18 protein-coding genes are annotated in these 13,794 nt (G+C 73.4%); 3 read left to right on the top strand and 15 right to left on the bottom strand.

Annotated features, from left to right (window positions below; genetic code table 11):
• Positions 1-21: 21 nt before the first annotated feature.
• The 5 genes from lgt to trpC are packed head-to-tail and all read right to left on the bottom strand — an operon-like array spanning position 22 to position 4,507.
• Positions 22-990, bottom strand: coding sequence for a prolipoprotein diacylglyceryl transferase (gene lgt, locus QMC84_RS03340; protein WP_300371762.1), 969 nt, complete (start codon positions 988-990; stop codon positions 22-24).
• On the bottom strand, positions 987-1,649 hold the full coding sequence (locus QMC84_RS03345; protein WP_300371764.1) for an SCO family protein: 663 nt from the start codon (positions 1,647-1,649) through the stop codon (positions 987-989). Before QMC84_RS03345 ends, lgt begins: the two co-directional genes overlap by 4 nt.
• A complete protein-coding gene (gene trpA / locus QMC84_RS03350; protein ID WP_300371766.1) occupies positions 1,642-2,466 on the bottom strand; it encodes a tryptophan synthase subunit alpha in 825 nt (274 codons plus the stop codon). The genes QMC84_RS03345 and trpA overlap by 8 nt, the downstream gene beginning before the upstream one ends.
• The gene (gene trpB, locus QMC84_RS03355; RefSeq protein WP_300371768.1) at positions 2,463-3,728 is read right to left on the bottom strand and encodes a tryptophan synthase subunit beta; all 1,266 of its coding nucleotides are present in this window, start codon (positions 3,726-3,728) and stop codon (positions 2,463-2,465) included. The genes trpA and trpB overlap by 4 nt, the downstream gene beginning before the upstream one ends.
• Positions 3,725-4,507: an indole-3-glycerol phosphate synthase TrpC gene (trpC, locus tag QMC84_RS03360; protein WP_300371770.1), complete on the bottom strand. Its 783-nt coding sequence runs from the start codon at positions 4,505-4,507 to the stop codon at positions 3,725-3,727. Before trpC ends, trpB begins: the two co-directional genes overlap by 4 nt.
• Positions 4,508-4,697: 190 nt before the next feature.
• On the opposite strand from trpC, the gene QMC84_RS03365 reads away from it, so the two are divergent.
• Positions 4,698-5,045, top strand: coding sequence for a DUF4190 domain-containing protein (locus QMC84_RS03365; RefSeq protein ID WP_300371771.1), 348 nt, complete (start codon positions 4,698-4,700; stop codon positions 5,043-5,045).
• 71 nt (positions 5,046-5,116) lie between these two features.
• Here QMC84_RS03365 and QMC84_RS03370 read toward each other — a convergent pair whose 3' ends face one another.
• The 6 genes from QMC84_RS03370 to QMC84_RS03395 all read right to left on the bottom strand — a co-directional run bounded on the left by QMC84_RS03370 (position 5,117) and on the right by QMC84_RS03395 (position 10,429).
• The gene (locus QMC84_RS03370; protein ID WP_300371773.1) at positions 5,117-5,563 is read right to left on the bottom strand and encodes a DUF2752 domain-containing protein; all 447 of its coding nucleotides are present in this window, start codon (positions 5,561-5,563) and stop codon (positions 5,117-5,119) included.
• 13 nt (positions 5,564-5,576) lie between these two features.
• Entirely contained in the window at positions 5,577-5,777 is a 201-nt protein-coding gene (locus QMC84_RS03375; RefSeq protein WP_300371775.1) for an HGxxPAAW family protein, read from the bottom strand.
• 68 nt (positions 5,778-5,845) lie between these two features.
• Complete coding sequence (locus tag QMC84_RS03380; protein ID WP_300371777.1) at positions 5,846-6,424, bottom strand: Trp biosynthesis-associated membrane protein; 579 nt, start codon at positions 6,422-6,424, stop codon at positions 5,846-5,848.
• Complete coding sequence (gene hisI, locus QMC84_RS03385) at positions 6,417-6,803, bottom strand: phosphoribosyl-AMP cyclohydrolase (RefSeq protein WP_300371779.1); 387 nt, start codon at positions 6,801-6,803, stop codon at positions 6,417-6,419. Before hisI ends, QMC84_RS03380 begins: the two co-directional genes overlap by 8 nt.
• Before the next feature lie 36 nt (positions 6,804-6,839).
• Positions 6,840-8,639 carry an ABC transporter ATP-binding protein gene (locus QMC84_RS03390; RefSeq protein ID WP_300371781.1) on the bottom strand — a complete coding sequence of 600 codons (1,800 nt, stop codon included), beginning with the start codon at positions 8,637-8,639 and terminating at the stop codon, positions 6,840-6,842.
• A complete protein-coding gene (locus QMC84_RS03395; protein ID WP_300371783.1) occupies positions 8,636-10,429 on the bottom strand; it encodes an ABC transporter ATP-binding protein in 1,794 nt (597 codons plus the stop codon). The genes QMC84_RS03390 and QMC84_RS03395 overlap by 4 nt, the downstream gene beginning before the upstream one ends.
• A 113-nt stretch (positions 10,430-10,542) precedes the next feature.
• Between QMC84_RS03395 and QMC84_RS03400 the strand changes: the two genes are divergently transcribed.
• Both QMC84_RS03400 and QMC84_RS03405 read left to right on the top strand, forming a co-directional pair.
• Positions 10,543-11,175: a TIGR03085 family metal-binding protein gene (locus tag QMC84_RS03400; RefSeq protein ID WP_300371785.1), complete on the top strand. Its 633-nt coding sequence runs from the start codon at positions 10,543-10,545 to the stop codon at positions 11,173-11,175.
• A gap of 56 nt (positions 11,176-11,231) precedes the next feature.
• Positions 11,232-11,411: a hypothetical protein gene (locus QMC84_RS03405; protein WP_300371787.1), complete on the top strand. Its 180-nt coding sequence runs from the start codon at positions 11,232-11,234 to the stop codon at positions 11,409-11,411.
• On the opposite strand, the gene QMC84_RS03410 is transcribed toward QMC84_RS03405, so the two are convergent.
• From QMC84_RS03410 to priA, 4 genes are all read right to left on the bottom strand, one after another.
• On the bottom strand, positions 11,369-11,749 hold the full coding sequence (locus QMC84_RS03410; RefSeq protein ID WP_300371789.1) for an HNH endonuclease: 381 nt from the start codon (positions 11,747-11,749) through the stop codon (positions 11,369-11,371). The two genes, QMC84_RS03405 and QMC84_RS03410, sit on opposite strands and share 43 nt — an antisense overlap.
• A gap of 112 nt (positions 11,750-11,861) precedes the next feature.
• Positions 11,862-12,287, bottom strand: coding sequence for a phosphatase PAP2 family protein (locus tag QMC84_RS03415; protein ID WP_366145733.1), 426 nt, complete (start codon positions 12,285-12,287; stop codon positions 11,862-11,864).
• Positions 12,288-12,299: 12 nt separating this feature from the next.
• A complete protein-coding gene (gene hisF, locus QMC84_RS03420) occupies positions 12,300-13,061 on the bottom strand; it encodes an imidazole glycerol phosphate synthase subunit HisF (protein WP_300372304.1) in 762 nt (253 codons plus the stop codon).
• Positions 13,061-13,792 carry a bifunctional 1-(5-phosphoribosyl)-5-((5-phosphoribosylamino)methylideneamino)imidazole-4-carboxamide isomerase/phosphoribosylanthranilate isomerase PriA gene (priA, locus tag QMC84_RS03425; protein ID WP_300371791.1) on the bottom strand — a complete coding sequence of 244 codons (732 nt, stop codon included), beginning with the start codon at positions 13,790-13,792 and terminating at the stop codon, positions 13,061-13,063. Before priA ends, hisF begins: the two co-directional genes overlap by 1 nt.
• Positions 13,793-13,794: the final 2 nt, after the last annotated feature.

Here is a 13,794-nt window from a genome sequence, read left to right on the forward strand (position 1 = left end):
AGGTGACAGGTTAGCACCCGGTCACCCGGGCGGTTCTCCATCCTGGCGGGCGCGGACGCCCCCGTCCGAGGAGGGTACGTCCCCGGAGTCCTCGTCCGACCCCCGATCCGCGTGCGCGGCGTCGTAGACCTGCTCCTCGCGGCCCGGCCGCAACCGGCTGCTGACCACGAAGCAGGCCGCGGCCACCACGAACAGCACGATCGAGGTCCACACGTTGAACCGCAGACCGCCGACGTCGGAGAGCTCGACGTCGTCGATGCGCAGCATCTCGATCCAACCGCGTCCCAGCGTGTAGGCCATGACGTAGAGCGCCAGCACCCGGCCGTGGCCCAGGCGGAACCGCCGGTCGGCCCAGATCACGAACCCGAACGCCCCGAGGTTCCACACGCACTCGTAGAGGAACGTGGGATGGAAGGTCGGGTCCTCGAGGTAGCCGAGCGGGCGGTGGTCGGCGTCGATCTCCAGGCCCCAGGGCAGGTCGGTCGGCTTGCCGAACAGCTCCTGGTTGAACCAGTTCCCCCAGCGCCCGACGGCCTGGGCGATCAGGACGCCGGGGGCCATCGCGTCGAGCACCGGGAGCATCCGGATGCCCTTGCGGCGGGCACCGATGTAGACCCCGAGGGCGCCCAGGGCGATCGAGCCCCAGATCCCGAGGCCGCCGCGCCAGACGTAGAGCGCCTCGATCGGGTGCCGGCCGTCGCCGAAATAGAGGTCGTTGTCGGTGAGCACGTGGTAGATCCGGCCACCGACCAGCCCGAACGGCACCGCCCACAGCGCGAGGTCCTGGACGTCGCCGGCCCGGCCGCCCCGCGCGATCCAGCGCCGCTCGCCGATCCAGATCGCGGCGACGATGCCGGCGATGATCGCGAGCGCGTAGCCGCGGATCGGCACCGGGCCGAGGTACCACACGCCGGAGGACGGGCTCGGGATCGACAGCGCGCTCACCTGGGCGATCAGGGGGGCGATCAGGGGCGCGATCAGGGTGGTCACCGGTCCGCCTCCTCGGCGAGCAGCGTGTGCAGGTCCGCGGCCAGGTCGGCCGAGGAGGTGTCCTGGGTCCACAGCAGCGGCGAGGTGTCGTCGGCCGTGATCGCGGTGACCTGGCTGCTGTGGCTGTTCAGGTCGCGGCCACCGCTGGGCAGTCGCTCGCCGTCGGCGACGTACACGGCGAGCGGCTTGCCGATCGCGGCGATCGTGTCGAGGTCCCCGGTCAGCCCGATGAAGGACGGGTCGAAGCGGTCGAGGTAGTCGCGCAGGTGCTGCTCGGTGTCGACCTTCGGGTCGGTGGTCACGAACACCACGTCGACGGAGCTGCGGTCGGCCTCGTCGAGCCGGGTCAGCGCGGACGCGACGTTGGCCATCACGACCTGGCAGATGTCCGGGCAGCTGGAGTAGCCGAAGAACACCAGCGTCACCGGCTTGTCGGTGTCCTTCGCCAGCGAGTACGGCTGGCCGTCGGTGTCCGTCAGCGGCGTGGCCGAGACGGGGTAGGGGTCGTGGGTCACGGCGGCGCGGTAGCCGCCGTCGCCCTCGGCCGTGCTGCTGGAGCAGCCGGCGACCAGCGCCCCGGCCAGCACCAGCCCGACGACCCTGCCGACGACCCTGCTGACGACCGGGCGGGCGGACGCTGCGGGGGGCCGCCTACGCACGCCGGACCCCGGCTGCCAGCTCCTCGGTCAGCGCCCGGAGCGCCCGCAGGCCGGCGGCCCGGTCGTCGGGGTGGTCGAGCAGCGTGCGCACGAACGCCGAGCCCACGATGACGCCGTCGGCGCCGATCCCGTCCTTGGCCGCCACCTCGGCGGCCTGGTCGCCGGTGCTGACCCCGACTCCCACGCCGACGGGCAGGTCCGTGCCCGCCGCGGAGATCGCGGTCCTGGCACGTGCGACCAGCGGCCCGGCGAGGTCGCTGGTCGTCGCGCGGGCGCCGGTCACGCCCATCACGGCGGTGGCGTACACGAAGCCGCGGCACGCCGCGGTGGTCATCGCGATCCGCTCGTCGGTCGAGGACGGCGCGACCAGGAACACCTTGTCCAGGTCGTGCGCGTCGGCCGCCGCGATCCACTCCGGCGCACTGTCGGGGGTCAGGTCGGGCGTGATCAGGCCCGCTCCCCCGGCGTTCGCGAGGTCGGCGGCGAACCGGGCGACGCCGTACCGCTCGACCGGGTTCCAGTAGGTCATCACGACGGTCGGGGTCCCGGTCGCCGCGACCGCCTCCACGGTGCGCAGCACGTCGGCGGTGCGCACCCCCCGGTCGAGGGCCTGCTGTGCGGCGGCCTGGATCGTCGGACCGTCCATCACGGGGTCGCTGTAGGGCAGCCCGACCTCGATCACGTCGCAGCCTGCGTCGACCATCGCGAGCATCGCGTCGATGCCGCCGGCGACGTCCGGGAAGCCCGCGGGCAGGTAGCCGACGAGGGTCGCACGACCCTCGGCCCTCGCCCTCTCGAACGCGGTGCGCGTGCTCATCCGATCGGCTCCTCGGCGTCCTGACCGTCGACCAGCCCGAAGTACTCGATCGCGGTGCCCATGTCCTTGTCGCCGCGTCCGCTCAGGTTGATCAGCACGGTCGCGTCGGGTCCCTGCTCGGCGGCCAGCCGCTCGGCGACCCGGAGGCCGCCCGCGACGGCGTGGGCGGACTCGATCGCCGGGATGATGCCCTCGGTGCGGCTGAGCAGGGCGAGGGCCGCCATCGCCTCGTCGTCGGTCACGGGGAGGTACGTCGCCCGCCCGGTCGCGGCGAGGTGCGCGTGCTGCGGGCCGACACCGGGGTAGTCCAGCCCGGCCGAGATCGAGTGCGACTCGAGGGTCTGGCCGTCCTCGTCCTGGAGGACGTAGGTGCGCGCCCCGTGCAGGACGCCCCGCTCACCCGCGTGGATCGTGGCGGCGTGCCGGCCGGTCTCGAAGCCCTCGCCGCCGGCCTCGAACCCGTAGATCGCCACGTCCGCGTCGTCGAGGAACGCCGTGAACAGGCCGATCGCGTTGGAGCCGCCGCCGACGCAGGCCGCGATCGCGTCGGGGAGCCGGCCGAACCGATCGAGGCACTGCGCGCGGGCCTCGTCACCGATCCCCCGGGTGAAGTCACGCACCATGCTGGGGAACGGGTGCGGGCCGGCCGCGGTGCCGAAGAGGTACGCCGTGTGGTCGACGCTGGCCACCCAGTCGCGCAGCGCCTCGTTGATCGCATCCTTGAGCGTGGCGCTGCCGGAGTCGACCGGCACCACCGTGGCGCCGAGCAGGTTCATCCGGGCCACGTTCAGGGCCTGCCGCCGGGTGTCGACGGAGCCCATGTAGACGGTGCAGTCGAGACCGAAGTAGGCCGCCGCGGTGGCGCTCGCGACGCCGTGCTGGCCGGCACCGGTCTCGGCGATCACCCGGGTCTTGCCCATCCGCCGGGTGAGCAGGGCCTGGCCCAGCACGTTGCGGATCTTGTGCGCGCCGGTGTGGGCGAGGTCCTCGCGCTTGAGCAGGATCCGGGCGCCGACCTGGGCGCTGAGCCGCTCGGCGAGGTACAGCGGGCTCGGCAGGCCGGCGTACTCGCGCAGGATCGTGTCGAACTCCGCGACGAACTCCGGGTCGGCCATCGCGTCCTGCCAGGCGACGGTGAGCTCGTCCAGGGCGGCGACCAGGGCCTCGGGCATGAACCGGCCGCCGAAGCCCTCCTCGGGTCCGCCGAACCACCCGAGCGCGTCCGCGTCGTACGTCGTCGTCCTCTCGGGCCTGGTCGTCATGCCTCGACTCCTGTCATCCTGCGCACGGCGCCCTCGGGGTCGCCGTCCCTCACCAGTGCCTCGCCGACGAGCACGGCGCGGGCACCCTCGCGCACGAACCGGGTCACGTCGTCGGGGCCGAAGATCCCCGACTCGGCCACCTTGACGCGATCGTCGGGCACCAGGGGCGCGAGCCGCCCGAAGGTGTCGTCGTGGATCGCAAGGGTCTTCAGGTTGCGGGCGTTCACGCCGACCAGCTCCGCGCCGAGGGAGACGGCGCGCTCGGTCTCGGCCTCGTCGTGGACCTCGACGAGGACGGTCAGGCCGAGCTCGCGGGCCTCGTCGTGGAGCCGCCGCAGCTCGTCGTCCCCCAGGGCCGCGACGATCAGCAGCACCAGGTCGGCGCCGGCCGCGCGGGCCTCGACCACCTGGTAGCTCGTGACGATGAAGTCCTTGCGCAGGATCGGGGTGTCGACCGCCGCGCGGACGGCGCGCAGGTCCGCGATGCTGCCACCGAACCGGCGCTGCTCGGTGAGCACGCTGATCGCGGCCGCACCGCCGGCCGCATAGCGCCGGGCGAGCTCGGCGGGGTCCGGGATCGCGGCGAGGTCGCCCTTGCTGGGGCTGCGGCGCTTGACCTCGGCGATCACGCTCGAGCCGGGCGCCCGGAAGTGCGGCATCGGGTCCCGGGGCGCGTCGACGTCGGCCAGCGCGGCGCGCAGGTCGGCGAGGCTGGTCGTGGACTCGCGCTCCGCCAGGTCGAGCCGCACGCCGGCCACGATGTCGTCGAGCACGGACATGTGGGCACTCACTCCAGTCAGCGGGCGTCGGGCAGGGCGGTACGGCAAGGGAAGTCTGTCACGCCACCGGTCGCCCGCGGACCGCGCCTCGGGACGCGGACGGCGAGGCGCCGGTGCCGGGGTCACGGCACCGGTAGGGTCCGCAGCAAGCGGCCGGCAGACGGACGGCCAGACGAAGGGTTTCGAGCACGTGAGCTACTCAGAGCCACCTCCCCCACCCCAGTACGGCGCACCCGTGCCGCCGCAGGGCGGCCTGCCCCCCAAGACCTCGGGCAAGGCGATCGGCTCGCTGGTGACCGGCCTGGTCGGCCTGCTGACGATCTGCTGCGGCTTCCTGGTGGTGACCAGCATCGTGGCGCTGGTCCTCGGCTTCCTGGCCCGCAAGGACATCCGCGCCTCCAACGGCCAGCTCAAGGGCGATGGCATGGCGCTGGCCGGCATCATCACCGGGTTCGTCGGGATCGCGATGGTGATCGTCACGATCATCCTGGTCGCCACCGGCACCCTGGACACGAACTTCGAGTACAGCACGTCCTAGACGCGCTGCGACGAGGAAGGGCCGACCCCGGCGGGGTCGGCCCTTCGCGCGTCTCGAGCCTCAGCCTCGATCTACGGGGCCAGCCAGGACCCGGCCGGCAGGTTGCGGAGCACCGCGAACACGACGGCGACCACGCACAGGGTCACCGTGCCGACGGTGACCAGACGCGCATCGGGCTCGCGCTCGCGCCCCACCCAGCGGTCGACCGCCCAGCGCCCGAGCAGGAACACCAGCAGCGGCAGGATCGCGATGAAGAGCAGGTTGCTGGACGCCGCAGCGCCCACGTCGCCCCGGGTGAGGTCGTTGACGGCGCGCAGGCCGCCGCATCCCGGGCACCAGAAGCCGAGGGCCGCGCTCGGGCAGTAGCCCCAGGAGCCGCTCTCGTGGGGGTCGCGCACGTGCAGCGCCAAGGTGGCCACGCCCAGCGCGCCGATCGTGAACGCGGGCGCCGCCATCCGCTGCCACCGGGTCGCGCGGGAGACGGCCGAGGAGGCGGTGGGCGGCGCGGTGGTGGTCACGGCGGGAACCGGCTCAGTGGTCCGACTGGTTGAAGCCGAGCTTGGCCATCACGACGAAGACCGCCAGCGAGGCGACGCCGAGCGCGACGCCGACCCAGAAGACGGGGTAGCTCACCGGGTCGAGGAGCAGGCCCACGGCCCCGACGACGAAGCCCAGCATCGCGATCGCGACCGCCGTCCAGGCCGCGGGGGTGTTGCCGTGGTTGTTCGACATGCAGGGGCTCCTCGAAGCGGGGTCCGGACGGGCTCGTCGGTCACTGGGGTGGGTGTCGCGGCCACAGTCTATTCAGGCGCGGCGTCCGTGGGGTCGCGACCCTCGTCGATCGCCTTCCAGAGGTCCAGGCTGGTCTGCTCCTCCGGCGGCGCCGCCGGGGTCGCCGGCGCGGCTCCCGGGGCGTCGTACCGGCTGCCCATCTGTGGCCAGCCGGGCACCCAGGCCACCGCGGCCGCCGTCGCCAGCACCGACAGCAGCGCGCCGGCGCCGGCCACCCAGAACCAGGCCGTGTGGCCGACGTCCGCACCGGTGACGCCGACCTGGGTCAGCTCCTCGCGCAGTCGGTCCGGCACCTGCGAGAAGCCGGCGACGACGCCGGCGACCGCACCGACGGCGGCCAGAAGCCCCAGCCCGGCCACGGCGCGGCGCACCCGGCCGCGGGTGACCAGGACGACGCCCCAGCAGGCCAGCACCACGAGGCCGAGCGCGGTCACGACCGGCAGGTGGGCGTCGTAGGTGACCAGGGCCGCGCCCGCACCCGCCCCGTCCGCCGCGGCGGACGGCTTGTCACCGGCGATGGCGGCGAGGGCACCGGCGGCCAGGCCGACGAGCACCACCGGGCCGAAGGTACGGCGGGGCTCAGCCACGGCCGGCGGCGCTGGGCTGATCGGGGGCAGGCCGGTCGGGAGTGGGCAGCCGGTCGGCGTCGAAGCAGGTGCGGTCGCCGGTGTGGCACGCCGCGCCGACCTGCTCCACCTTGACCAGGAGCGTGTCGCCGTCGCAGTCCAGGCGGACCTCCTTGACCCACTGCACGTGGCCGGAGGTCTCACCCTTGAGCCAGTACTCCTGCCGCGACCGGCTCCAGTACGTCGCCCGGCCGGTCGTGAGGGTGCGAGCGAGCGCCTCGTCGTCCATCCACCCCAGCATCAGCACCTCGCCGGTGTCGTGCTGCTGCACGACCGCGGGCACCAGCCCGTCGGGGTTGCGCTTGAGCCGGCCGGCGATGGCGGGGTCGAGGGTGGTCACCGGTCCAGTATCCCGTGCCGGTGCGCCGAGACGCCGTCAGGAGCCCTGTTGCGCCGTCCACGAGGCGTACAGCCCGGCGTAGACCGATCCGGCCTCGGCGACCAGCGCGGCGTGCGGTCCGCGCTGGACGATCCGGCCCCGATCGACCACCACGACCTCGTCGGCGCTCTCGGCGGTCGAGAGCCGGTGCGCGATCGTCACCGACGTACGACCGCTCATCAGCCGCTCGAGCGCGCGGCCGATCCGCATCTCCAGGGCCGGGTCGACCGCGCTGGTCGCCTCGTCGAGCACCAGCAGGTCGGGGTCGGCCAGCTGGGCGCGCAACAGGGCGACCAGCTGCCGCTCCCCGGCCGAGAGCGACTCGCCGCGCTGGCCGACCCGGGTGCCGAGGCCGTGCGGCAGCCCGGCGACCCAGTCGCCGAGCCCGAGCTCGGAGGCGCTGGCGAGGATCTGCTCCTCGGTGGCCTCCAGCCGGCCGTAGCGCGCGTTGGCCGCGATGGTGTCGTCGAACAGGAACCCCTCCTGCGGCACCAGCACGACACTGCGGCGCATCGAGGCCTGGGCGATCTCCCGCACGTCGATGCCGTCGAGCAGCACCGTCCCCTCGGAGGGGTCCATCAGGCGGGTGAGCAGCTTGGCGATCGTCGACTTGCCGGAGCCGGTCTCGCCGACCACGGCCACCCGGGTGCCGGCCGCGATGTCGAGGTCGACGTCGCGCAGCACCGGAGGGCCGCCCGGGTAGGCGAACGTGACGCCCCGGAGGTGCACGTCGATCGGGCCGCGCGGCAGCGTCCGGCCCTGCTCCCCCGGGTCCACGAGGTCCGCGGGCGTCTCGAGGATGCCGATCACCCGGCGCCAGCCGGCGATGGCGTTCTGCGCGTCGGTGAGGATCTGGGTGCCCATCTGCACGGGCCCCACGAACAGGGTGACGAGGAACGCGAACGCCAGCACCTCGCCCGCCGTGATGTCGGCGCCGGTCGGCAGCACCTCCAGCCCCAGCCAGATGCCGACGATGAGCACGCCGGCGTTGGCGAGCCCCGCCGACACCCCGCCGAGCGAGAACGAGAAGGCGGTGAAGCCCTGGGCCCGGGTGCTCGCGGCCTTGTACTCGTCGATCGCGCCGTCGATGCGGTCCTGGGTGCGGGCCTCGACGGCGTACGACCTGACGACCGCGGCGCCGACGACCGGCTCGGAGATCGCGGAGAGCATGACCCCGACCTGGCGCCGCACGGTGCCGTAGGCATCGGACAGCTTGCGCTGGAAGTAGCGGAGCGACAGGAACAGCGGCGCGAAGCAGAGCCACACCACCAGCGCGAGCTGCCAGCTGTAGACCACCATCACGACGGTCGCGACCAGCACCTGGCCGATGCTCACCACGAACAGCAGGCCGCCGAACACCAGGAACTGGCTGACCTGGTCGACGTCGCTGGTGACCCGCGAGACCAGGGCGCCGCGGCGCTCGGTGTTCTGGGTGAGCAGCGGCAGGTCGTGCACGTGGCGGAACGCCTTGATCCGCAGGGTCGCGAGGCCGCGCTCGGAGGCGGTGAACAGCCGCGCCGTCATGGCGTACGACGCCCAGCTGGTCGCCGCGATCGCGACCGCGGCGCCGATGCCGGTGAGCACGGTGAACGAGACGTCCGGGCCACCGGGACCGTTCAGGCCGCGGTCGAGGGTCTGCTGGACGGCCACGGGGACGACGACCTGGCCGAGGGAGGCGAGGATCGCGAGCGCCATCGTACGCCAGATCCCCTCGGTGAGCTCCGGGGAGTAGTGCACGCCGCGGCGCAGGGTGGCGATCGCGCCGATCTCCTCGCCGGAGTCCAGGACGGTGCTCATCCGGCGTCCTCCACCAGCTCGGCGTGCTGCTCGTACGCGTTGACCAGGTGCGCGTAGGACGCGCTGCGCTCGAGCAGCTCGGCGTGCGTGCCCCGGTCGGCGATCCGCCCGTCCTCGAGGTGCACGACCTCGTCGGCCAGCCCGATGGTGGCCTTGCGGTAGGCGACCACCACCAGGGTGCTCTCGCCCCCGCCGGCGCGCAGGGCCGCGAGGATCCGGGCCTCGACCTCGGCGTCGACGGCGGAGGTCGCATCGTCGAGGATCAGCAGCCGGGGCCGCCGGACCAGCGCCCGGGCCAGCGAGATCCGCTGCCGCTGGCCACCGGAGAGCGAGGTGCCGCGCTCGCCCAGCCGGGTGTCGAGCCCGTGCGGGAGGGCGGCCACGAAGCCGTCGGCCTGGGCGGCCCGCAGCGCGGCCCAGACGTCGTCGTCGGAGACGTCGGCGCCCAGGGTCACGTTGCCGCGGACGGTGTCGTCGAAGAGGAAGGCGGTCTGGGGCACGACCGCGACGGTCTCGGCCAGCTGGCCCCGGCCCAGGTCGCGCAGGTCCGTCCCGTCGAGCAGGATCCGGCCGGCGTCGGGGTCCACCAGGCGCGCCATCAGCGTGGTGAGGGTGCTCTTGCCCGAGGCGGTGGCGCCGACCACCGCGACGGTCCGGCCGGGCTCGACGGCGAAGGTGACGTCCTCGAGCAGCCGCTGGTCGGAGTCGTAGCCGTAGCCGAGGTGCTCGACCTCGAGCCGGGCGCCGCCGTCGCCCCGGGCGGCGGACCGGTCGCCGTACGGCATCTCGCCGGTCGCGCGCAGCACCGAGCGCACCCGGTGATAGCCGACCACGCTGCGCGGGAACTCGCCGAGCAGCCACCCGATCGAGCGGATCGGGAAGGAGACGATCGTCAACAGGTACGCGACCGTGACCACGTCGCCGGCGTCCGTGGCCCCGCTGAGGACCCGCTCGACGCCGACGGCGAGCACGACCAGCACGCCCACGTTGGGCAGGGCGGCGAGCGTGGGGTCGAAGGCGGCGCGGATCCGCCCGGCGCGGACGTTGACCTCGCGCAGCTGGTGGGCCCGGTCGGCGAAGCGGGCGGTCTCCTCGGGCTCGCGGCCGAGCGTCTTGACGACCATCGCGCCGTCGAAGGACTCGTGGGCGACCTCGCTGAGCTCGGCGCGCAGCTGCTGGGCGCGGGTCATCAGCGGCGAGGCGAGTCGCTGGTAGGCGAGGTTGGCGGCGATCACGGCGGGGAACACCAGCAGTCCGACCAGCGCCATCACCACGTCGGCGACGAACATCTGGACGACCGCGATCACCATCATCGCCACGGTGCCGACGGCCATCGGGAGCGGTGCGATCGGCCCCCAGGCGGCCTCGACGTCGGAGTTGGCGTTGGAGAGCAGCTGGCCGGTCGGGTGGCGCTGGTGCCACTCCATCGGGAGCGCGAGGTACTGCCGGGTGACGGCGCGGCGGGTGTGGGCCTGCATGCGGTACTGCATGACGCCGGCGCCGAGCCGACGGGCGACGATCCCGACCGCGCGCAGGATCGCCACGCCGAGGAACAGCGCCAGCACCGCCAGCAGCAGGTCGCCACCGACCTCGCCGTCCTCGAAGGCCGGCAGGACCACGTGGTCGGTCGACCAGCCGAGCACCCAGGCGTCGGCCACGGTCAGTGCGCCGAAGAGCACGCTGCCGATCGTCGAGGCCGCGAAGATCCAGGGCTCCCGCCTGATGGCGACCGCCAGGACGGCGAATCCCTCGCGCGTCGTCCCACGCCGGCTCCCGCGCTCGTCCGCCACCTTGGTCCTGGCCCGTCCCTGTCGTCCCGGTCTTGGTCGTTCTGGTCCTTCTCGCGGGCAACCCCGCGGCCCGCACAGGGTATTCCCCGGGGCCACCGACATAGTCTCGGGGCATGAGTGCTCCCCTCGCCCTGCAGGAACGGACCGAGCTGTGCGACCTGGCCCTCGCCCTCGGCCCGGACGCTCCGACGCTGTGCGAGGGATGGGATGCCCGCGACCTGGTCGACCACCTGCTGATCCGCGAGCGCCGGCCGGTCTCGGCGCTCGGCAACGTCGTCCCCCGCCTCGCCGGGCTGACCGACCGGGCGATGGCGCAGGGCCGCCAACGCTCCTTCGGCGTGCAGGTCGAGCGGCTCCGGCGCCCCTCGCCGCCGCTGCGACTCGTGCCGCTGCTGGACGGGCTGATGAACACCTTCGAGCTGGTCGTGCACCACGAGGACCTGCGCCGGGCACAGCCCGGGTGGGAGCCGCGGAGCCTGCCGGACGCCGACCTCGACCTGCTGTGGTCGCAGCTGAGCAGGGGCGGCGCCTTCATCGGGCGCCGGCTCCCGGTCCCTGCCGTGGTCCGGCGCTCCGACACCGGCATCACTGCGACCGTGCGCAAGGGGCCGGACCCGGTCGTCGTCTCCGGACCGGTCGTCGAGCTGGTGCTGTTCCTCTTCGGACGCGACCAGACCCGAGGGCTGACGTTCGAGGGCGCTCCGGACGCCGTCGCCCGACTCCGCTCCGCCGACCTGGGCGTGTGAGCGGCTAGGCTCGCGAGACCCACTGTCTCCAGGACAGTGTCGATCGGGGTCACATCATGGTATGGATCATCGTCGGGATCGTCGTGATCGTCGTGGTCGCTGCGGCCGTCTGGGCGTTCTGGCCGAGCCGCAGCGGGATCGTCGACGGTGACGTCCGTGGTCTGAAGCGGCGCAGCCAGGGCGACGTGGAGAACTACAACAACCCGAGCGGACCGAACTTCGGCGGACCGTTCTGACTTCTCTCGATCGTCCGAACGATCTGCACCTGGCGGACCAAGAACGCCCCGTCGTCGCGCTTCTTGCGGCGCAGCCAGGTGGTCACCTCGGCGTTGCACTTGCTGGCGTTGCACGACCCGCAGGCGGGAACGACGTTCGAGAGGGTGTAGCGGCCGCCGCGTGAGATCGGGAGCATGCAGTCCTTCTGCAGGGCCGCGGCCTCGTTGCCGCAGTAGGCGCACCCGCCCCACACCTCCATCAGCGCCAACCACTGGGCGTCGGTCAGGTCGTGGGTGACGGCGCCCATCCGGCGCTTGCGACGGCGGGCGTACGTCGCCGCGCGGGTCCGGGAGGCCACGAGCCGAGACTAGGGCGCCTCCGGCCGTCGACGGGCACACCTCGCCGAGAGGCTCCCGGTCGGTCCGTCGGTCGACCCGACCGCGCGGCTCGACGCGCGGATCTCGCACCTCTCAGCCGAGCACCGACTCGCGTCTTCGCACCCTGTGGTCTCGCGACGACGTGACCAGGCCGAGCACCACCCTGCCGACGACGCCCAGCCAGGCCGTCGCGTAGAGCACGCTGGCCAGCTCGTCGGTCGGGTGGTGGGCGCCCTGGTAGAGCCGGGCGAGCGCCACGGCGACCGGCAAGAGCAGCAGCAGCCAGGCCCACGCCCGCGCCCGGGGCCTCAGCCACCGCAGCACGAGCACGGTGCCGCCGTACACCGCGATCGCGGTGCCGAGGTGGCCCGAGGGGAAGCTGTCGTCGGGCACCAGGCCGGGGTCGAGGATCCGCACCGGCGGCCGGTCCCGGCTGATCACCATGGTGGCGATCGCGTAGAACCCGCCGACACCCGCGAGCACCAGGCCGAAGAAGACGGCCCCGGTGAGCCGGACGATCCAGTCGCAGCGTCAGCGGACCGGGTGGCCCGACCCGGCGAGCGACTCCTTGACGTCCGCGATCCGCAGCGTGCCGAAGTGGAAGACCGTGGCCGCCAGGACGGCGTCCGCGCCGGCCTCGACCGCCGGCGGGAAGTGCTCGACCGCGCCGGCGCCGCCGGAGGCGATGACCGGCACGGTCACCTCCCGCCGTACGGCACGGATCAGCTCCAGGTCGAAGCCGTCCTGGGTGCCGTCGGCGTCCATGGCGTTGAGCAGGATCTCCCCCGCGCCCAGGTCCGCCGCGCGCACGGCCCACTCGACGGCGTCGATCCCGGCCGACCTCCGGCCGCCGTGGGTGGTCACCTCGAAGCCCGACGCGGTGCCAGGCGCGCGGCGGGCGTCCACCGAGAGCACCAGCACCTGGTTGCCGAAGCGGTCGGCGATCTCGGCCACCAGCTCCGGCCGGTTGATCGCGGCCGTGTTGACCGCCACCTTGTCGGCACCTGCGCGCAGCAGCCGGTCCACGTCCGCGACCGAGGACACTCCCCCGCCGACCGTCAGCGGGATGAAGACCTCCTCGGCCGTGCGCGAGACGATCTCCATCGTGGTCGCCCGCCCCTCGAAGGAGGCGGAGATGTCGAGGAAGGTCAGCTCGTCGGCGCCCTCGGCGTCGTAGGTGCGGGCCAGCTCCACCGGGTCCCCGGCGTCACGGAGCTCCTTGAAGTTGATGCCCTTGACCACCCGCCCGGCGTCCACGTCGAGGCACGGGATGACGCGTACGGCGAGCGCCATCACGCACCGCGCGTCAGCGCAAGCGCGTCCTCGATGGTGAACCGGCCCTCGTAGAGCGCGGTGCCGGCGATCGCGCCCTCCACACCGACCGGCACCAGCTCCATCAGCGCCTCGATGTCGGCCAGCGTCGTGACGCCACCCGACGCGACCACCGGGGCGTCGGTGGCGGCGCAGACCTCGCGCAGCAGCTGGAGGTTCGGTCCCTGGAGCATGCCGTCCTTGTTGACGTCGGTGACGACGTAGCGCGCGCAGCCCTCGGCGTCCAGGCGCGCGAGCGTCTCGTAGAGGTCGCCCCCCTCCTTGGTCCAGCCCCGTGCGGCGAGCGTCCGACCGCGTACGTCGAGGCCGATCGCGACCCGGTCCCCGTGCTCGGCGATCACCCGCCGGCACCACTCGGGCTGCTCGAGCGCGGCGGTGCCGATGTTCACCCGGCGACAGCCGGTGGCCAGCGCGGCCGCGAGCGACTCGTCGTCGCGGATCCCGCCGCTCATCTCGACCTGGACGTCCAGCGCCGCGACGATCTTCGCCTGCAGCTCGCGGTTCGAGCCGCGGCCGAACGCCGCGTCGAGGTCGACCAGGTGGATCCACTCCGCGCCGGCCTGCTGCCAGCGCATCGCAGCCGCCACCGGGTCGCCGTACGTGCGCTCGGAGCCGGCCACCCCCTGGGCGAGCTGGACGGCCCGCCCCTCGGTGATGTCGACGGCGGGGAGGAGCTCGAGGTAGTCAGACATGG

The organism is Nocardioides sp. (genome assembly GCF_030019515.1).
Lineage (GTDB): Bacteria > Actinomycetota > Actinomycetes > Propionibacteriales > Nocardioidaceae > Nocardioides.